Annotated in this window: 17 protein-coding genes and 1 tRNA gene; 12 read left to right on the forward strand and 6 right to left on the reverse strand. The window is 58.9% G+C overall.

The window, feature by feature from the left end; genetic code table 11:
- Nucleotides 1–15: 15 nt before the first annotated feature.
- On the forward strand, nucleotides 16–1,014 hold the full coding sequence (locus ACLI1T_RS05310) for an NAD(P)H-dependent glycerol-3-phosphate dehydrogenase (RefSeq protein ID WP_411703242.1): 999 nt from the start codon (nucleotides 16–18) through the stop codon (nucleotides 1,012–1,014).
- 22 nt (nucleotides 1,015–1,036) lie between these two features.
- Nucleotides 1,037–2,104 carry a D-alanine--D-alanine ligase family protein gene (locus ACLI1T_RS05315; RefSeq protein ID WP_411703243.1) on the forward strand — a complete coding sequence of 356 codons (1,068 nt, stop codon included), beginning with the start codon at nucleotides 1,037–1,039 and terminating at the stop codon, nucleotides 2,102–2,104.
- A 42-nt stretch (nucleotides 2,105–2,146) separates the two neighbouring features.
- On the opposite strand, the gene ACLI1T_RS05320 is transcribed toward ACLI1T_RS05315, so the two are convergent.
- Complete coding sequence (locus ACLI1T_RS05320) at nucleotides 2,147–3,046, reverse strand: DUF3515 domain-containing protein (protein ID WP_023026481.1); 900 nt, start codon at nucleotides 3,044–3,046, stop codon at nucleotides 2,147–2,149.
- On the opposite strand from ACLI1T_RS05320, the gene ACLI1T_RS05325 reads away from it, so the two are divergent.
- From ACLI1T_RS05325 to ACLI1T_RS05360, 8 genes are read left to right on the forward strand one after another with little or no spacing between them, the layout of a single operon-like run.
- Nucleotides 2,994–4,031, forward strand: a complete 1,038-nt coding sequence (locus ACLI1T_RS05325; protein WP_034659362.1) for a thiamine-phosphate kinase — start codon at nucleotides 2,994–2,996, stop codon at nucleotides 4,029–4,031. The two genes, ACLI1T_RS05320 and ACLI1T_RS05325, sit on opposite strands and share 53 nt — an antisense overlap.
- Before the next feature lie 2 nt (nucleotides 4,032–4,033).
- Nucleotides 4,034–4,672 carry a uracil-DNA glycosylase gene (locus tag ACLI1T_RS05330; RefSeq protein WP_023026485.1) on the forward strand — a complete coding sequence of 213 codons (639 nt, stop codon included), beginning with the start codon at nucleotides 4,034–4,036 and terminating at the stop codon, nucleotides 4,670–4,672.
- A gap of 10 nt (nucleotides 4,673–4,682) precedes the next feature.
- Nucleotides 4,683–6,035, forward strand: coding sequence for a DAK2 domain-containing protein (locus ACLI1T_RS05335; RefSeq protein WP_034659361.1), 1,353 nt, complete (start codon nucleotides 4,683–4,685; stop codon nucleotides 6,033–6,035).
- 2 nt (nucleotides 6,036–6,037) lie between these two features.
- Nucleotides 6,038–8,164, forward strand: coding sequence for an ATP-dependent DNA helicase RecG (locus ACLI1T_RS05340; RefSeq protein WP_411703244.1), 2,127 nt, complete (start codon nucleotides 6,038–6,040; stop codon nucleotides 8,162–8,164).
- Between the two features lie 19 nt (nucleotides 8,165–8,183).
- The gene (locus tag ACLI1T_RS05345) at nucleotides 8,184–8,396 is read left to right on the forward strand and encodes a biotin/lipoyl-containing protein (protein WP_005282633.1); all 213 of its coding nucleotides are present in this window, start codon (nucleotides 8,184–8,186) and stop codon (nucleotides 8,394–8,396) included.
- Nucleotides 8,397–8,990: a 16S rRNA (guanine(966)-N(2))-methyltransferase RsmD gene (gene rsmD / locus ACLI1T_RS05350; protein WP_411703245.1), complete on the forward strand. Its 594-nt coding sequence runs from the start codon at nucleotides 8,397–8,399 to the stop codon at nucleotides 8,988–8,990.
- A gap of 15 nt (nucleotides 8,991–9,005) precedes the next feature.
- Nucleotides 9,006–9,479, forward strand: coding sequence for a pantetheine-phosphate adenylyltransferase (gene coaD / locus ACLI1T_RS05355; RefSeq protein WP_005280301.1), 474 nt, complete (start codon nucleotides 9,006–9,008; stop codon nucleotides 9,477–9,479).
- Nucleotides 9,476–10,222, forward strand: a complete 747-nt coding sequence (locus ACLI1T_RS05360; RefSeq protein WP_411703246.1) for a sulfite exporter TauE/SafE family protein — start codon at nucleotides 9,476–9,478, stop codon at nucleotides 10,220–10,222. The genes coaD and ACLI1T_RS05360 overlap by 4 nt, the downstream gene beginning before the upstream one ends.
- A gap of 28 nt (nucleotides 10,223–10,250) precedes the next feature.
- On the opposite strand, the gene ACLI1T_RS05365 is transcribed toward ACLI1T_RS05360, so the two are convergent.
- The 5 genes from ACLI1T_RS05365 to ACLI1T_RS05385 form a co-directional block, all read right to left on the reverse strand.
- Nucleotides 10,251–11,015: an amino acid ABC transporter ATP-binding protein gene (locus ACLI1T_RS05365; RefSeq protein ID WP_411703247.1), complete on the reverse strand. Its 765-nt coding sequence runs from the start codon at nucleotides 11,013–11,015 to the stop codon at nucleotides 10,251–10,253.
- Nucleotides 11,015–11,968, reverse strand: a complete 954-nt coding sequence (locus ACLI1T_RS05370) for an amino acid ABC transporter permease (protein WP_284783040.1) — start codon at nucleotides 11,966–11,968, stop codon at nucleotides 11,015–11,017. The genes ACLI1T_RS05365 and ACLI1T_RS05370 overlap by 1 nt, the downstream gene beginning before the upstream one ends.
- Nucleotides 11,961–12,848, reverse strand: a complete 888-nt coding sequence (locus ACLI1T_RS05375; RefSeq protein WP_284782980.1) for an ABC transporter substrate-binding protein — start codon at nucleotides 12,846–12,848, stop codon at nucleotides 11,961–11,963. Before ACLI1T_RS05375 ends, ACLI1T_RS05370 begins: the two co-directional genes overlap by 8 nt.
- Nucleotides 12,848–13,684 carry a DUF368 domain-containing protein gene (locus ACLI1T_RS05380; RefSeq protein ID WP_284770509.1) on the reverse strand — a complete coding sequence of 279 codons (837 nt, stop codon included), beginning with the start codon at nucleotides 13,682–13,684 and terminating at the stop codon, nucleotides 12,848–12,850. Before ACLI1T_RS05380 ends, ACLI1T_RS05375 begins: the two co-directional genes overlap by 1 nt.
- 353 nt (nucleotides 13,685–14,037) lie before the next feature.
- Nucleotides 14,038–14,111, reverse strand: a tRNA-Leu gene (locus ACLI1T_RS05385).
- A 144-nt stretch (nucleotides 14,112–14,255) separates the two neighbouring features.
- Between ACLI1T_RS05385 and polA the strand changes: the two genes are divergently transcribed.
- Both polA and ACLI1T_RS05395 read left to right on the forward strand, forming a co-directional pair.
- On the forward strand, nucleotides 14,256–16,904 hold the full coding sequence (gene polA / locus ACLI1T_RS05390) for a DNA polymerase I (protein ID WP_411703248.1): 2,649 nt from the start codon (nucleotides 14,256–14,258) through the stop codon (nucleotides 16,902–16,904).
- Nucleotides 16,888–17,847 carry a DNA glycosylase AlkZ-like family protein gene (locus ACLI1T_RS05395; RefSeq protein WP_411703249.1) on the forward strand — a complete coding sequence of 320 codons (960 nt, stop codon included), beginning with the start codon at nucleotides 16,888–16,890 and terminating at the stop codon, nucleotides 17,845–17,847. The genes polA and ACLI1T_RS05395 overlap by 17 nt, the downstream gene beginning before the upstream one ends.
- Nucleotides 17,848–17,860 lie beyond the last annotated feature (13 nt).

Here is a 17,860-nt window from a genome sequence, read left to right on the forward strand (position 1 = left end):
CGTTTGGAGGAAGCCATGGTAAATGTAGCGGTGATGGGTGCTGGTTCCTGGGGTACCACCCTGGCCAAAGTATTTGCGGATGCAGGAAATGATGTCACCCTGTGGGCGCGACGGACCGAATTGGCGGACGCGATTAATAGAACGCACATCAACCCGGATTATTTGCCGGATATTCACCTACCTGCGGCACTGCGCGCCACACACGACGAGGCAGAGGCGCTCTCCGGCGCGGATATCGTGGTCTTCGGCGTGCCATCGCAGTCCTTGCGTGCCAACGTGGAGTGGTGGGCGCCCGCACTGCCTGAAGATTCCACCCTGGTCTCCATTTCCAAGGGCGTAGAGACCAGCACGCTAAAGCGCATGAGCGAAGTCATCGTGGATGCGGCGGGCGTGGATCCCCAGCGCGTGGCGGTACTTTCTGGGCCCAACTTGGCTAAAGAAGTGGCGCAGGGGCAGGTTGCGGCCACGGTCATCGCCTGCACCGACGAAGAGCGTGCCAAGGCGGTGCAGGCGGCCATCGCAGCGCCCTACTTGCGGCCCTACACAAATACCGATGTCATCGGCGCCGAAATCGGTGGTGCTTGCAAAAACGTCATCGCCTTGGCCTGCGGCATGGCCTCAGGCAAGGGGCTGGGCAATAACACCATGGCTACGATGATTACCCGCGGCCTGGCGGAAATTACGCGCCTTGGCATGGCATTGGGCGCGGAGCCTTTCACCTTTTCCGGCTTGGCAGGTTTGGGCGATTTGGTGGCTACGTGTAACTCTACGCTCTCGCGCAACAGAACCTTCGGTTATCGCCTCGGTCAAGGCGGCAGCCTAGAAGAAGCGAAGGCGGCCACCAATGGCCAGGTGGCAGAAGGTGTGTTTTCTTCGGATTCCATCTTCCGCTTAGCCCAGCAGGCTGGTGTAGAGATGCCCATTACGGAAGCCGTCTACGGTGTGTGCCATCAAGGCATGGCGGTAGACGATATGATTATCGCCCTTATGGGTCGCTCCAAGAAGTCGGAGTAGCAGAAAGGTAAAATCATCGCCTATGACTGAAAAGACCCGCGTGGCCGTCCTTTATGGTGGCCGCAGTACCGAGCACTCCGTGTCCTGCGTATCTGCAGGCGCAATTATGAAGCACCTCGATCCGGAAAAATTCGAGGTGGTGCCCATTGGCATTACGCGCGAGGGTACGTGGACGCCCGGTGATACCGAGGGGCTAGAAATCGTCGATGGCGTCATGCCAGAGGTCAAGTACGGCACGGAAATGGCATTGTCTGTCGATCCTTCGCGCAAGGGCGAAATCCGCGCGATTAATGATGGATCGTTGTATGCCCAGGTCGACGTTATTTTCCCCATTCTCCACGGTCCCTATGGTGAAGACGGCACTATGCAGGGGCTTTTTGAGCTTTCCGGTATCCCTTATGTGGGCCCTGGCGTATTGGCGTCTTCGGTGGGGATGGATAAGGAATTTACCAAGAAGATTCTATCCGCAGCGGGCTTGCCGGTGGCACCAGAGGCTATCGTCCAAGGGCGTACGGAATTAACCGCGGAGGAAAAAGACAGCCTCGGTCTCCCGGTCTTCGTCAAACCCGCCCGCGGGGGCTCTTCGATTGGAGTATCCAAGGTGAGCGACTGGGCAGATTTCCCAGAAGCCATACGCATTGCCTTGGAAGACGATGACAAAATTTTGGTCGAGCCAGAAATCGTCGGCCGCGAGGTGGAAGTCGGTGTCCTGCAATACCCGGATGGCGAGCTGATTGCCTCGGTGCCGGCCCTGCTCAAGGGCATTGATGATTCCGATGAGGGTTTCTATGGCTTTGAGACCAAGTACCTAGATAACGTGGTTACGGCCCAGATTCCCGCGCCTTTCCCGGAAGAGCTCACGGAGCAATTGCGCGATATGGCGATTCAGGCCTTTAAGGCGCTCAACTGCGCCGGCCTTTCCCGCGTGGATTTCTTCGTCACCGAAGAAGGCCTGTACATCAATGAGGTCAATACCCTGCCGGGATTTACCCCGATTTCCATGTACCCGCAGGTGCTGGCGGCCTCTGGCGTGGATTATCCCACGCTACTTGAGGTGCTCATCGCCCGCGCCCAAGCACGCACCGCGTAAGCCCGTACCGCGTGACGTAGCGGTACGGCAGTCACGCTGGTTTTACCTTTCTGGAATGTGCTCCGCAGTGATATCGCTGAGGGCCACCAATGCTGCCTGCGCGGAATCCTGCGGGGCGTGCAGTGCCAGGTAATTCTCGCGGCCTAGCGCAAACCAGGTTCCAGCAGTAGTGCCTTGCGCCAAGGTCGTGTCCTCAAACCACGCAATGTCGTTGACCTGTTGGAGCTGCACGCCTGCCTCGTAATTTTCCGGCTGGGCGACGCCACAGCGCGCGACGATGTCCTCGTGCCCCTCAGAGCTCCACACGTAGGTGTCCTTATCGTCTACATCGCGGCGGTGGTAGCCATCCGCAATCTCATCCGGTAGCGCCTTTTCTACTGCGGCGCAGCGGTCATTTTTGGCCGGTTTCAGATCGCGCAACGGGGCAGGGTGGGTCTCCGCTGGCTTATTCTCCAGGGTAGAAACGGCCTCGTTGAGGTCCTTCGGCTCTTCGTCATTAAAAGTCGTTACCGCCACGACGGGAAAGCGCTGGGTCGAATACCAGGTAGAAAGGTTGGAGCCAGAGGTTGCGTCCTTTACCTTGAACCACTGCTCACCATCGATATCTTGCGTGGTGGAGTAATCGGTGTACTGGAAGGGCATGGAAACACCACAGCGCGCCGTTACCTTTTCCTGGGAATTGGCGGCCCAGGCGGCAACGCCGGCGGGTACGGGTTCCGCAACATCGGCGCGCGGTTGACCCATGGCTTCATCGGGAAGCGCGTGCACAAAGTCAGTGCACGCCTGCGAGTTGGCCTCTGGGGAATCCACCGGGGAAACCGCCACGGGGGACTTGGCCGTGTTTGTGAATACGTATTTCGCGCCGAAAAGGACCGCTAGAACCATCACTATGGACAACCCAAGTGAAATGAAGATCGCGGTGCGGTTAAATTGGGATGTCATAGGGGCTCATTTTATCGAAAGGATGCCGGTGAACTTAAGTCAGACTCTCGCGGACGTGGGGGAGCAGGCGGTGATTCGAGAAATTACCGCGGCCGCTCCCAGTAGCTTGAATGGCGATGATGCTGCTGTGCTTTTCGCGGCACCACCTAATTCACGCACGGTGGCCTCTACCGATCTGATGGTAGATGGCCGGCACTTCCTGCGGGAATGGTCCACGCCGCGCGAAATTGGCAAAAAGGCCATTCTGCGCAACTTCGCCGATATCGAAGCCATGGGTGCGCGCCCAGTGGCGGCCCTTTTAGCCATCGCTGCACCGAGCGACACGCCGGTGAGTTTCGTCAGGGGCGTGGCCAAGGGCATCGCCGAGCATTGCTCTTTCTACAATGCTGAGCTGGTGGGCGGGGATATTACGAAATCGGACCTGCTGGTTATCAATATCACCGCCATTGGCTTTTTGGGCGGCAGCCGGGCCGCGTTGACCCTTGATGCGGCGCGGGCGGGCCAGAAGGTCGTGGCCCACGGCGAGATTGGCCACGCCGCAGCAGGCTTGTCCCTGCTGCAGCGATTTGGCCGCGACCTGCCGGCAGAGCATGCGGATTTGTACCCGCTCATTGATGCCCAATGCGCCCCGTGGCTCAGCCCCGGCCGCGGCGTTATCGCCCGCGCCGCTGAGGTTACGGCCATGACCGATAATTCCGATGGCCTCATCCAAGACTGCGGAACCATGGCGCAGCGCTCTGGGGTACACATTGATTTGGATGCCGATGCCATCCAGCCCGATCCACTCCTGCACGCCGCGGCCGCCGTCCTTGACTGCGATCCGTGGCAATGGGTCCTAGCCGGCGGCGAGGACCATACCCTGATTGGAACCACCGCAAAGCAGGCGCCTTCGGGGTTCCGGGAAATCGGCACCGTCTCGCGCGGCAGCGGCATCACCGTAGATGGTCAACGACCCCGTTATGCAGAAGGGTGGGCAGGATTTTAGATATGCACCCGACTTACCATCCCTCGTGGGAACCGGTTCTCGCGCCGGTGCTGGAGCAGCAGTGGCCACGGATTTCTCAGGCGCTGGACAATCAGGATTACCTGCCGCCGGCAGAAGACGTATGCAGGGCATTGCAGATGCCGCTTGACGATGTCCGCGTGCTCATCGTCGGCCAAGATCCCTATCCCACCCCCGGCCACGCGATGGGGATGGCCTTTTCCACCAAGCCAGGGGTTAAACCCCCGCGGTCCTTGGTCAATATTTACCGCGAGCTGTATGACGATGTGGGCGTTCGCGGGCGCGAAGACGGCGATCTGAGCGCCTGGGCCGACCAGGGGGTACTGCTTCTGAACCGGGTGCTGACCGTGGCGCCGGGGCAGGCGGGATCGCACCGGCGCATCGGCTGGGAAGAGGTGACCGAGGCCGCCATTCGCGCCCTTAACCGCACGCCTATGGTGGCCATTTTATGGGGCCGCGATGCCCAAACCTGCGAGCGCTTCCTCCCCGATGTGCCCTGCATTACCTCCCCGCACCCGTCGCCGCTTTCGGCCAGCCGCGGGTTCTTTGGGTCCCGCCCATTTTCCCGGGCAAACGCCCTTTTGCGGGACCAAGGCGCGCGAGAGATCGCGTGGGACTTGTAAACTATTGCGCATGTCATACCCCAGCACGCTGGACGCTCACGGATTGCGCAATTGGGCGCACCGCGCTGTAGGCGAGCTTTCCCATCGGCGCGCCGAAATCAATGCGCTCAACGTTTTTCCGGTGCCGGATTCTGATACCGGCTCGAATATGGCGCACACCATGGAAGCCGCCGTCGCCGAGGTGGAAAAGGGCGGCGGCGACGTTGCGGCCGCGCTAGCCATGGGGGCTGTGCGCGGGGCGCGGGGAAATTCCGGAATGGTCCTCTCGCAGGTCTTGCGCGGGGTCGCGGAGGCCACCGTGGATTCCACCATCGATGGCGCCATCTTTGCGGCTTCGCTTATGCATGCGGTAGAGCTCGTGGACCGAGCCATTGCGGAGCCGGTGGAAGGCACGGTCATTACCGTATTGCGGTGTGCGGCAGAAAAGGCGGAGCACACCGCGCGGCAACCCGAATCTAGTTTTCACGGCGTCGTAGCGGAGACGATTTCGGCAGCCCAGAAAGCCCTTGCGGAAACACCCTCGCAGCTGCCAGAACTGCGTGCAGCCGGGGTCGTGGATGCAGGCGGTGCCGGTTTAGTCATCCTTTTAGAAGCCCTCCTTGCAGAAATCGAGGGCACTACCAGCCACGCAGCCGAATCCATGGAAGAGACCGTCACTGAACTCGAGGTGGTCTTCTTTTTCGAAGGCGATAGCGCGGTACTGAAGGAGAAGATTGCCCCCTTGGGCACGAGCCTGGTCATCGCGCAGGCAGGAGAGGATAGCGCCTCCATCCATATCCATTCCACCCAGGCCGGTGAGGTCATCGAAACCGCCTTTGCCGCAGGATCGGTCAGTAACTTGCGGCTTGAGGCACTTCCGGAGACCTCGGCCCCGCGCGGAGACACTGGCGCCGGTCATACGCGCACCGTCTATGCCGCAGTGCCCGCCGGCCCCGTGGCTGAGCTTGTGCAGTCCGCTGGGGTTACGGTGGTCGAACCAGGAGAAACCATCCACGCGGCTGGCGAGGACATCGTCTTATCCAGCGGGCTAGAAGAACACGCAACTGCAGCGCATACCGTGGACATTTCTTCGCTTGCGGCGGGGCTTGCCGCCATCTCCGTCTATGAGCCGGATAATGCGGATACCGCCGCGGTAGTAGAATCCATGCGCGATGCGGCGCAGTCGATGCGGGTGGCGCACCCAGCGGAAGAATCTGAAGAAGCCATCGCTAAGATGTGCCGCCAGCTGCTCGCCGCAGGCGGGGAGCAGGTCACGGTCATTAGCCCGCTTACTATCTCGCAGGAAGAATTGGCGGCAGAGCTTGGCGTCGACGTTGTGGCCCTGCAGGTGCCGGATATTCCCACTGAGATTGGGGTGGAATAGCGATGCTTGGCTGGCAGGATGACCGACCTTTGACTGATGTACTGGATAAAAAAGACGCTACCAAGATCACCAAAGCGCTGGGATATAAGACCTGCGGGGAACTCTTAGCGCACTATCCGCGCGATTACATTCGCCACAATCAAGACGTGGGGCTTGGCGATGCCGCCGAGGGCGATATCGTCACCGTCACCGGAACCGTAACGGGAATAACGACCCGCGATACGGGCAAGACCACCATCATCAACGTCCAGCTCGATGGTCATATTATCGCCACGTTTTTTAATGCAATGTACGTCTTGCGCATGCTCCATCGCGGGCAGCGGGTTATGATGAGCGGAAAATTGAAATATTTCCGCCAGCAGCCCCAGCTACAACAACCGGATTTCGTAGAAATCGATGCCTTCGGACGCCCAGACGGGGAACTCGCCGCCTACCAGGCGCCTGCGGCGGGAAAGAAGAAGCCCCAAAAGGCAACTGGGTCCCTGCGCAACCTGTCCCAATTCGGCCGACTCGATAAATTATTGCTCGAGCGGGAATGGATCCCGGTATATCCCGCCACGGCAAAGATCACCTCGTGGTACCTCATGGGGGCCATCCACTACGTGCTCTCGCACACCCCAACCATCCGGGAACCATTAGACCAGCAGATGATTATCAGCCTGGACCAAGCGGTGCGCGAAATCCATGAGCCCGGCGCGGCTGGCCCGCAGCGCGCGATCCAGCGCCTCAAGTACAACGAGGCGCTCTCCATTGGCCTGGTCATGGCGCTGCGCCAGCGCGATGCGCACGCGCACACGGCGCCGACGATGCCCGCCATTTTGGGCGGCTTCCGCGAAGAGTTATTGACCCACCTGCCTTTTGAGCTCACACGAGGCCAGCGACGGGTCATCACTGAGATCGATGATGACCTGTCTGGTTCCTTACCCATGATGCGCTTGTTGCAGGGCGAGGTGGGCTCGGGAAAAACCATGGTCGCCACCTGCGCCATGCTGCAGGCCATCGATGCCGGAAGCCAGGCGGCGTTGCTTGCTCCCACCGAAGTCTTGGCCTCCCAGCATGCGGCCTCCATTGGCACGTCGGTGCCAGAAGGCGTCAAGGTTGTGCTCTTAACAGGTTCCATGCGGACCGTCGAGAAGCGCCAAGCCCTCCTGGATATCGTCTCGGGTGAGGCTAATATCGTCATCGGCACGCATGCCATCATTCAAGAATCGGTCGAGTTCTTCGATTTGGGCTTGGTGATCGTGGATGAGCAGCACCGCTTTGGCGTAGAGCAACGCGATAGCCTGCGCTCTAAGACGCGCGAGGGGATAAGCCCCCACGTCTTGGTCATGACGGCAACCCCCATCCCACGCACCATCGCCATGACGATTTTCGGCGATCTCGCCGTATCGACGCTCGCCGAGCTGCCCGGCGGGAGAAAGCCGATCCAGTCCGCAGTGGTGGCGGAGTGGCGGCCCATTTGGGTGGCGCGGGCGCTCGAGCGCATCCGCGAGGAAGTGGCGCATGGCCACCAGGCCTATATCGTCTGCCCGCGCATAGAAGGCGAGGGCGGCGTGCTTGAATTGGCAGAACAGCTTGCCGCCGGCCCGTTTAAGGGGCTGCGGGTAGATATCTTGCACGGCAAGATGCCGAATAAGGATGAGGTCATGACCTCTTTTGCCCGGGGCGAGATCGATATCTTGGTATCCACCACGGTCATCGAGGTGGGCGTCGATGTTCCCAACGCCACGGTCATGCTCATCCGTGAGGCAGAGAATTTCGGCGTGTCCCAGCTACACCAATTGCGCGGGCGCGTGGGCCGCGGTGGCAATGCGTCCATTTGCCTGATGCATACGAAAGCGGAGGATAACTCGGCCTCGTATCGGCGCATTACCCAGATTGCCCAGACCTCGTCCGGGTTTGACCTTGCGGAATTAGACCTTCGGCAACGCCACGAGGGCGATATTCTGGGTGCGGTGCAATCTGGTTCGCACCGGACGCTGCGGTTGCTCAACCTTGCCGATGACCAAGATATTGTTGAGCGCACTCACGCGGATGCGTATGCCATGGTTCAGCGCAATCCACAGTTGGCCGAAGAGCTGACGCGGAATTTGAGCCAAAGCGAGCAGGAATACTTGGAGAAAAACTAAGAGGGGATAGGCTATAGGTATGAAAATCTACGCCCCCTTCGCGGGCATCGTTCGCTGCCATGTCGATGTAGGTGAGAAAATTAGTACTGGTCAGGAGCTCGCTACCGTTGAGGCGACGAAGCTGGAATCGCCCGTCGTGTCTCCTGGTCCGGGGACGATTTCTCGCATAGCGGTGGCAGACTTTAGCGATGTTATTGGCGGGGACTTAATTATGGAGATTGGAGAAGCGTAAATGACGCGGATTATTGCAGGCGAAGCGCGGGGGCGGACTATCAAAGTTCCAGCGGAGGGAACGCGCCCGACCGCCGATCGCGCAAGGGAAGGCCTGTTTTCTTCGTTGAATGCCCGTTGGGGATTCCCAGGCTCCAAGGTGCTTGACCTATTCGCTGGATCCGGCGCCTTGGGGTTGGAAGCATTAAGCCGTGGGGCAGACGAGGCAGTGCTGGTGGAGTCCAACCCTGCGGCGGTGTCCATCATCAAGCACAACATAGGCGTGGTGAAACATCCCGGTGCTCGCGTGGAGGAAAGGAAAGTATCTACGTACCTGGCCAGCGCCCCGCGCGGCTACTTCGACATGGTTTTAGCGGATCCGCCTTATGCGTTTGATGATGTCGCGGGGCTCATCGCCGCAATAGAGCCAGTGCTGACAGATAGCGCGATGGTGGTCATCGAACGCCACGTCGAATCGCCCGAGACCGACTGGCCAGAAGGTTTTGAGCCGACGGGGCAGAAATTAAAGAAGCGTACCTTCGGCATCGCGCGTATGGATATGGCAGTCTATACCCGTCCCGGTACCGACGATGCCGATGACACCTTAGATAACTAGAGAAAGCGATATTTTATGACCACAGCCGTGTGCCCCGGGTCTTTTGATCCCATCACTCTTGGCCACGTCAATATTTTTGAGCGCGCCAGCCAGATGTTTGATGAGGTTACGGTGCTTGTTACTGGCAACCCAGAAAAGCCTTCCGGGTTATTTAGCGTGCACGAGCGCATGGACCTCATCCGCCAGAGCGTGGATTCGCGCATTAACGTGGATTATTGGTCCGGCCTGCTCGTGGACTATACTTCGCAGCACGGCGTTGACGTTTTGGTCAAGGGACTGCGTTCTTCCTTGGACTATGAATACGAACTGCCGATGGCGCAGATGAACCGGCGCTTGTCCGGCATCGATACGGTCTTTTTGCTTACCGATGAAAAGTACGGCTACATCAGCTCCTCGCTGTGCAAGCAGGTCGCGCAATTCGGCGGTGAGGTCACCGGCATGCTTCCTGATCCGGTAGTACAAGCGGTGAAGGAAAAATACCGCCGATGATATTGGCGCTAATTATTTTTGCCGTCGTTGTCGCGGGATCCACCCTGCAACGCGTCTCTGGCATGGGGCTTGGCCTTATTGGCGGGCCGATTCTCATGTTGGTGATGGGCCCGGTAGAAGGCATCCTGGTGATTAACGTCTTGGCGGCGGTCAATGCTCTGCTTACCACGGTGACTGTTCGCCGCAATGTCAGCTGGAGAATGTTTGGGCTCATCGCGCCCGTCATGATTATCGGTTCTCTGGCGGCCGCAGCGTTGATTAGCAAGATCGATACCGCAGGGCTATTGATAGTGGTGGGTGCAGCGCTTCTTATCGCCTTGGCGGTGGTGACTTACGGCGGTAAGATCGTCCCGCCGATGGCAGGCAAAGGACCGGCCATTTCTGCGGGCATCCTTGGCGGTTTTACCAATACCCTGGCGGGAGTGGCAGGCCCGGTTATTACCGTCTACGCCCAGGCGGCCAAATGGCCGCAAGCCATGTATACGGCGACCTTGCAGCCGATTTTTGTGGTGGGTGGAATCTTTTCCGTTATCACCAAGACCGCGCTCGGCGCCGCGACATTCGATGGCCTGCCCTGGATCATTTGGCCCGCAGGCATTGCCGGAATGTTCATCGGCATCTCGCTGGGCTCGCGCATCGCGCATGTAGTCTCCAGGGATATTGCGCGAGCATTGTCGCTATCGGTAGCTAGCCTCGGCGCTCTCAGTGCGCTGATTCGTGGCGTCGTCACCTACGGTGCCTAGGGCGCGGCTGGCACCGCGCGAGGTTTACCTAAAGCAGTGAGGACAAGAACTCCTTGGTGCGCGGCTGCTGTGGATTCTCAAGCACTTCAGCCGGGGTACCGGATTCTAAGACTACGCCGCCATCCATGAAGAAGATTTTATCGGCAACCTCGCGCGCAAAACCCATCTCGTGGGTAACCACGAGCATGGTCATGCCCTGGGCCGCGAGATCCTTCATGACGCGAAGGACCTCGCCAACGAGCTCGGGATCGAGGGCGGAAGTGGGTTCATCGAAAAGCATGAGCTTGGGATCCATCGCCACGGCGCGGGCGATGGCAACGCGCTGCTGCTGGCCGCCGGATAACTGAACCGGGAAGTTATCGGCCTTGGAAGCAAGTCCCACCTCCTCTAAAAGCTCCATGGCACGCTTCCGGGTCTTATCCTCCGGCACCTTCTTGACCTGCATTGGTGCTTCAATGATGTTTTCAATCACCGTGCGGTGGGGAAAGAGATTGAAAGATTGGAATACCATGCCGATATCGGAGCGCTGCTGTGCAGCTTGCTTCTCGCTGATTTCGTACAGGATTCCGTTCTTTTCGCGGTAGCCAATGAGCTCACCATCGACATAAAGGCGGCCCGCCGTGGCCTTATCCAGGTGGTTGACGCAGCGCAGGAAGGTTGATTTACCGGATCCGGAAGGGCCCAATAGGCAGGCAACCTCGCCGGGTTGGACCTCTAAGTCGATGCCCTTGAGCACCTCGAATTGGCCGAAGGATTTGTGCACATTCTGTGCGGAGATCATGGGAGTGTTCATTAGTTTTTACCCTCCTGGATTACGGAGACGTTGCGGGGGATAGTACCTTCGGCATCGGCAAGCGCGGCCAGCTGGCGCCCGGTGAGCTCGCGGGTGGCGCCGCGCTCAAAGTGGCGCTCGAGGAAGTACTGGCCCACCATGAGCAGGGAAGTAATGACCAAGTACCACGAGGCGGCGACCATCAAGAGCGGAATGGGCTGGAAGAGGGCTGCGGAAATGTCCGTGGCGCGGCCGAAGATCTCGTGGGTATAGGGGATGGCGACCACCAGTGACGAGGTCTTGAGCAGGGAAATGAACTCATTGCCTGTTGGCGGGATGATAATGCGCATCGCCTGCGGCAATACGGTGCGCCGCATGGTCATCCACCAAGACATGCCGAGGGCCTTGGAGGCTTCCTTTTGACCTTCCGGAACCGAGGAAATGCCCGAGCGCACGATTTCGGCCATATAGGCGGCCTCATTGAGCCCCAAGCCCATGACCGCCAAGAAGAAGGCATTGGTCAACACACTTTGCAAGGAGACCTCTGCAAAGCCCAAGTTGATGGATTGATAAATCGCGGAGAGCAAGCCCCAGAAGACAAGCTGGACATAAATCGGGGTGCCGCGAAAAATCCACAGGAAGATCCAGGAAATGGCGCGCAGGATGGGATTGGGCGACATGCGCATCACGGCGAGGATGGCGCCGCCTACCACGCCAATGATCATGGACAAGATGGTGATTGCAATCGTGTGCAGGGAGGCGATAGCGATGCGCTGATCAAAGAGATACTGGAAGTACGTATCCCACCCGAAGGCCTCATTGCGCGCGGAGGCAATGACAAACCACAGACCAAGAATGAGCAACACGACCGCGCAGAGCCACCGCCAGGGGTGGCGCAGTGGCCGGGCTTCGATCTTAGCGGGTGCCTCCTGCTGTGCCGTGGGGCCGGCTGCCTCTTTGTGCTCGTTAACCATTGATGGGCCTTTCATTAATCATCGCCTGGTCTACTAATCCATCTTCAATTCCCCAGCGGGCCAAGATCTCCGCGTACTCACCGGTATCGATGAGGTGCTGGAGGGCAGCGGCTGAGGCCTTGGCCAAGTCCGAGTCCTTCGGGACCGCGAAGCCGTAAGGAGAGGCCTGGAACATATCGCCCACAGCGCGCATCTTTCCCTCGGAGCGATTGACCGCCCAAGCCGTTACCGGCGAGTCCGCGGATAAAGCATCGGCGCGGCCCATAAGGACGGCGAGCGCGGCGTTATCCCCGGTGTCATAGGACAAGACGGTGAGATCGCCATCGCAGGCTTCTTGCTTGGGGCGCACATCATCGGTCTCTGACACGGTGGTGCGCTGCACGGCGACGGTCAGACCGCAAGGGTTTTGGGGATCGACCCTATTGGGGCCATCGACAAGCTCTGCCCACTGGATGCCCGCATAGAGGTGGTCCACGAAGTCGAATTCATCGCGGCGATCGGCCGTATCCGTAAACCCAGAGGCACCCATGTCTATCTGTCCCGATTGCACAGCCGGCAAAATCATGGAGAAGTCTTGCTCTAGGGCCTGGAATTTCAGGCCCAGCACGCCTGCGACGGCGCGGGCAAGGTCAAGCTCTACGCCCTGCAGATCGCCGTGGGAGTCCTTGAGCTGAAATGGGGCATAGGGCGGGTTTGTACCTGCCGTGAGCACACCGTCATCGTCGTGGTACATCGCGGCAATTTCGGGAACTTCGCTGGTCTGGGGTTCCTGCCAGCCCTCTGGAGTCGAATCCTCCTCGTTGACCACGCACGCGCTCAAGGGGAGTACGCACGCCATCACGGCGGCCGTTAGTGGTCGATGATTAATCGCCCAGGGCATTAATATTCCGCCGTCCTTTCCTCGATGGCTTGCGCGTTCCTGCGGTCTACATAGATGAAGATGGACACGATAATGGCACCGAGGATGAAGTATCCGATGATGGCGCCCGAAGAAGCGTCCTGGTCAGCACCCCACGGCCACAGGGCGCGCAGGGATCCCAGCATGAAGCCCGCCATGGCGGCCAGGGTGGGCGCGCGGTGGGTGCTCAGCAAATAGTTGAGCAATTTGATGAAGGCGGCGAGGCCACACAGGGCACCCAGCGCAAAGACGCCCATGGTGCTTAATTCACGGTCCGATACTGCGCCAATGATCGGCTGGTAGAGCCCCATAGTCAGCAAGATGAGCGAGCCGGAAATACCCGGCAGGATCAGCGCGCATACGGCGATTGCTGCGGCAAAGAAGACCACGATGAGGCTCGGGTCATCCTGCGGCTCAGAGGTAAAGCCCGTGACGATGAAAATCAGGACGGCAGCAGCGATAAACGCGATGATGGACGAGGGGGCGGTGCGCTCCGCCTTAGACAACATGGAAAGCGGAACGATGATGGAGATGACCACCATGCCTAAAAAGAGGGCGCTGGAGGCAGAGACGTTGTTGTCGACGAAGTTAGACAGGAGCGTGGAAAAGCCGAATACGGCGATTAGCATGCCGACGGCAACTGAGGCTAGAAAGGACCACTCGACCTTTTTAAAGTTGCCGGAGATGAGGTCATTGGCATTGCGGACGGCGCGCTCATAAATCCCCACGATGAGGGCGACGGTTCCGCCGGAGATGCCGGGAACCAGCTCGGCCATACCGATGAGGGCGCCACGAATGGCGTTCAAAATATAGTGCATAAATTAAAAATCTACCTGGGTATAAGACATGACTGCGGTTGACGGGCCACTCGGGGTGCCAAAAACTCGTTGCTCAAGACCGAACGGCGTGGTGCACCATCGCCCGCGGTGGTTTAAGCTTGCATATCTTTCATTACTTTAACGGTTATCTAACTTATATGAGATGGGCTGCTACTTAAAGTCTCGAGGTAAGAAGGTATTATTTTGCAGCGATCTCGCTCCTCGGGCGTTGTGTAAATATGCAATTCGCGGAAGGATATACGCAGATTCGAAGCGGGAAGATAAGCAAGGCGGCATGACGAAACCCCGCTTCCTCCGTCGATTTTTATCCGGAAGGAAGCGGGGTTGCAATGTGCCCCTGGTGAGACTCGAACTCACACTGGACGGGTTTTGAATCCGTTGCCTCTGCCAATTGGGCTACAGGGGCAATCAAAAGCGTGCGCCTTTGACTGTTGGAAATACTAGCGCAGGGGTTGGCGCAATTCCTAATTGGGGTCCCCTACCCGTAAAAAGCCCTGCTCAATGCGGTGAAGTTGGGTGGGGTATCGCCGTGTCCACGGTGTTGCCTAGTATGGGGCAGGTGACTTCCAATAAGACCCGCCTTTTGCTCATTGACGGCCATTCGATGGCATTTCGTGCCTTTTATGCCCTGCCGGTAGAAAACTTTTCTACCTCCGGCGGCCAGCACACCAACGCGGTGTATGGCTTTTTATCCATGCTGTCCAACATTGTCTCTGAGGAAAAGCCGGATGCTATCGCGGTTGCCTTTGACGTTGGCCGGAAGACTTTCCGCACGGAGATGTTCCCGGATTATAAGGCGCAGCGCGAGGCCGCGCCGGAAGAATTTAAGGGCCAAGTAGATATCATCCGCGATACCTTGGAGACCTTGGGGATAACGACGCTCTCGCGTGAAAATTACGAGGCCGACGATATTTTGGCCACCCTAGCAACACAGGCGCAGGACTACGAGACGCTGATTGTCACCGGTGACCGCGATTACCTGCAGCTGGTTACGGGTTCGACCACGGTGCTCTATCCCATGAAGGGAGTATCCACGCTGCACCGGTTTACCCCGGACGCCGTCGAGGATAAATACGGGCTTACCCCCGCGCAGTATCCCGACTTTGCTGCCCTGCGCGGCGATCCTTCCGATAACCTCCCCGGCATTCCCAAGGTGGGAGAAAAGACCGCCACCAAGTGGATAGTCAAGTATGGAGACTTGGCTTCCTTGGTAGAGCACGCCGAAGAAATCAATGGCGTGGTGGGAAATAACTTCCGCGAACGCATCGAGCAGGTGCAGATGAACCGGAAGCTCACCCAGATGATTACAGATATGGACTTAGATGTTGGCCCAGATGATCTGGCCTTTAAGGAAGCCAAGGTTGCCGATGTTGCCGCGAAGTTCGATGAGCTGGAGTTTGGCACCAACCTGCGCGACCGTGTCCTTTCCGCCATCCCAAATGATGGCGCAGAGGCTGCTGAGCAAGCCGCAGACGCCCCAGACGTCGAGCTCACCATCGATGACGCCTCGCTGAGCGAATGGCTACCTAACCGCGAGCACGTAGCCGTATATGTGCAAGGCGAAGGTACCCCGGGCCAAGGCGATGCCTCTGCCATCGCTTTCGCGGACCGCAACCACCACGGCCTGCAGGTTGAGCTAGGGGAACTTACCGCCGATGAGGAAAAGGCCTTGGTCCAATGGCTAGAATCGCCGGCCCCTAAGTATTTCCACGCCGCGAAGGCTGTGTTCCACATGCTGGCAGGGCGCGGGATTGAGCTCAACGGGCTTGCGCACGATACGGCCTTGGCGGCGTATATCCTGCGCCCAGGCCAGCGCACCTACGAGCTTTCCGATGTCTACCAGCGCCATCTTCAAAAGTCACTCGGCGCCGCCTCGGAGCAGATGTCGCTGCTCGATAGTTCCTCCTTGGTAGATCAGGCGGCGGCAATCATGGAGCTGGCGGAAAAACTCACCGCGGAGCTGCAGGACATCGACTCGTTCGAGTTGTATACCGACCTGGAACTGCCGCTGGTGACCATCCTGGCGCGCATGGAGGCTACGGGTATCGCGGTCGATGTAGACATTTTGGAAACCCAAAAGGATGCCTTTGTGGAGCAGGTGGCGGAGCAAGAACGCTCCGCGCGGGAACTTGCTAGCGATGACAAGCTCAACCTAAATTCTCCTAAGCAGCTACAAAAGGTGCTTTTTGATACCTTCGATATGCCCAAGACGAAAAAGACGAAAACGGGCTATTCCACGGCCGCGAAGGAAATCGAGCAGCTGGCCATCAAGCACCCTCACCCGTTCTTGGACCACCTTTTGGCCCACCGCGAGTACCAAAAGATGAAGACCACGTTGGAGGGCCTCATCAAGACCGTCCAACCGGATGGCCGCATCCACACCACCTTTAATCAGACGGTGACCTCGACGGGGCGATTGTCCTCGACGGAGCCCAATCTGCAAAACATCCCGGTGCGCACGGAGGCCGGCCGCCAGATTCGCTCGGCGTTTATCGTGGGAGAGGGATTTGAGCAGCTAATGACCGCGGACTACTCGCAGATTGAAATGCGCGTTATGGCGCACCTATCTGCTGATCCCGGTCTGATTGAGGCCTATAAGGCCGGCGAGGACCTGCACGATTTCGTCGGTTCTAGGGTCTTCGATGTACCCGTGGACCAGGTGACCCCTGAGCTGCGCCGCCGGGTAAAGGCCATGTCCTATGGCCTTGTCTATGGCCTGTCCGCGTTTGGACTATCGCAGCAGCTGGGAATCCCGGCGGGCGAAGCCAAGTCCATTATGGAAAGTTACTTCGAGCGGTTTGGCGGTGTGAAGAAGTACCTGGATGATGTCGTGGAGCAGGCCCGCAAGGATGGTTATACGGCCACGCTCTTTGGCCGCCGCCGCTACCTGCCAGAGCTTAACTCCGATAACCGGCTGGCCCGCGAAAACGCGGAGCGCGCTGCGTTGAATGCCCCGATCCAGGGAACGGCTGCGGATATCATCAAGGTCGCGATGATTCGCGTGGACCGTGCTTTGCGAGACATGAAATCTCGTGTTTTGCTCCAGGTCCACGATGAACTGGTGGTGGAGGTCGCCCCCGGCGAGGCCGATCAAGTCCGCGAGATTCTTGAGCGCGAGATGGATTCTGCCATCGAGCTGAACGTGCCCCTCGAAGTCTCTGCCGGCGCCGGCACGGATTGGGATGCCGCGGCCCATTAGTTCGATGATGATGCTCAACCGGCGCGAGCGCGCCCGCATGCGCTTGGCCGCCCAGGGGCTGACAACCCAGCGTTGGCACACCGCTGCAGAGGCGGTGCGCGCCTTTGGCGTCATGCAGGGCCAGGACCTGCATTCGGTGCGCCGCTCCTTGGCATTGCGTTCAACAGGTGAATCGGATAAGTCCGCGATCGTGCGCGGCTATGCCATGCGCAACACGCTGTTCGCCGCCTCCGTCAAGGATATGGGCTGGATAACCGAGCTATGCGCGAAGCCTCGCAAGGGCGATGCAGCGGTACGGGAAGCCGTGCTGCAGCTTATCGATGCCCCAATAACGCGCGCAGAATTGAAAGCACGCGCCGCCCGGGCCTTGCCCGAGCTGCCTTTCTGGCACGTGGTACGCATCGCCATGGAAAGCGGGCATGCGTGTTATGTAGGCGAAGAGCAGCTCATTACTCCGGTGGAGCTAGACGGCATCGAGGTACTTTTTAACGGTGACTCGGTGGCCGCCACGACGGAACTGATGACGCGCTATTTCCGCACCCATGGGCCGGCGACTGTGCAGGACTTTGCCTGGTGGTCCAAGCTGCCCCAAAAGCTCATTCGTCCCGCAGCCGAGAAGTTGCCTGATGACCTCATCCGGATAGGTAGGGAAGGCGAGGAGCTGGTCTCTGCAGAGGTGCTGGAGTTGCCAGAGGTAAGAAGAAAGAAATCGGTGCTGCTTTTAGGAGCCTTTGATGAATATATCCTGGGCTACCAGGATCGGCTTTTTGCCATGTCAGCGGATATGCACCACGCGCTCGTTCCCGGAAACCAAGGAATTTTCCGCCGCGCCATCGTTATCGACGGCCAAGTGCGCGGCATGTGGAATAAGCAGGGGATTGAGGACTGGGGCATTCCCGCCTATGCGGCACGCCGCGTGGATCGCCAGTGGAAAGAGTGCTGAGAAGTGCGTGAAG

Origin of the sequence: Corynebacterium tuingiense (assembly GCF_046718165.1) — a bacterium.
GTDB lineage: Bacteria > Actinomycetota > Actinomycetes > Mycobacteriales > Mycobacteriaceae > Corynebacterium.

Excerpts from the sequence above, each read along its gene's own strand:
- ACLI1T_RS05375 (WP_284782980.1), bottom strand. The coding sequence starts at position 12,848 with ATGCCCTGGGCGATTAATCATCGACCACTAACGGCCGCCGTGATGGCG.
- ACLI1T_RS05330 (WP_023026485.1), top strand. The coding sequence starts at position 4,034 with ATGCACCCGACTTACCATCCCTCGTGGGAACCGGTTCTCGCGCCGGTG.
- ACLI1T_RS05395 (WP_411703249.1), top strand. The coding sequence starts at position 16,888 with ATGCCGCGGCCCATTAGTTCGATGATGATGCTCAACCGGCGCGAGCGC.
- ACLI1T_RS05340 (WP_411703244.1), top strand. The coding sequence starts at position 6,038 with ATGCTTGGCTGGCAGGATGACCGACCTTTGACTGATGTACTGGATAAA.
- coaD (WP_005280301.1), top strand. The coding sequence starts at position 9,006 with ATGACCACAGCCGTGTGCCCCGGGTCTTTTGATCCCATCACTCTTGGC.
- ACLI1T_RS05320 (WP_023026481.1), bottom strand. The coding sequence starts at position 3,046 with ATGACATCCCAATTTAACCGCACCGCGATCTTCATTTCACTTGGGTTG.
- ACLI1T_RS05335 (WP_034659361.1), top strand. The coding sequence starts at position 4,683 with ATGTCATACCCCAGCACGCTGGACGCTCACGGATTGCGCAATTGGGCG.
- ACLI1T_RS05360 (WP_411703246.1), top strand. The coding sequence starts at position 9,476 with ATGATATTGGCGCTAATTATTTTTGCCGTCGTTGTCGCGGGATCCACC.
- ACLI1T_RS05315 (WP_411703243.1), top strand. The coding sequence starts at position 1,037 with ATGACTGAAAAGACCCGCGTGGCCGTCCTTTATGGTGGCCGCAGTACC.
- ACLI1T_RS05365 (WP_411703247.1), bottom strand. The coding sequence starts at position 11,015 with ATGAACACTCCCATGATCTCCGCACAGAATGTGCACAAATCCTTCGGC.
- ACLI1T_RS05345 (WP_005282633.1), top strand. The coding sequence starts at position 8,184 with ATGAAAATCTACGCCCCCTTCGCGGGCATCGTTCGCTGCCATGTCGAT.
- ACLI1T_RS05380 (WP_284770509.1), bottom strand. The coding sequence starts at position 13,684 with ATGCACTATATTTTGAACGCCATTCGTGGCGCCCTCATCGGTATGGCC.
- ACLI1T_RS05325 (WP_034659362.1), top strand. The coding sequence starts at position 2,994 with ATGGACAACCCAAGTGAAATGAAGATCGCGGTGCGGTTAAATTGGGAT.
- rsmD (WP_411703245.1), top strand. The coding sequence starts at position 8,397 with ATGACGCGGATTATTGCAGGCGAAGCGCGGGGGCGGACTATCAAAGTT.
- polA (WP_411703248.1), top strand. The coding sequence starts at position 14,256 with ATGGGGCAGGTGACTTCCAATAAGACCCGCCTTTTGCTCATTGACGGC.
- ACLI1T_RS05370 (WP_284783040.1), bottom strand. The coding sequence starts at position 11,968 with ATGGTTAACGAGCACAAAGAGGCAGCCGGCCCCACGGCACAGCAGGAG.
- ACLI1T_RS05310 (WP_411703242.1), top strand. The coding sequence starts at position 16 with ATGGTAAATGTAGCGGTGATGGGTGCTGGTTCCTGGGGTACCACCCTG.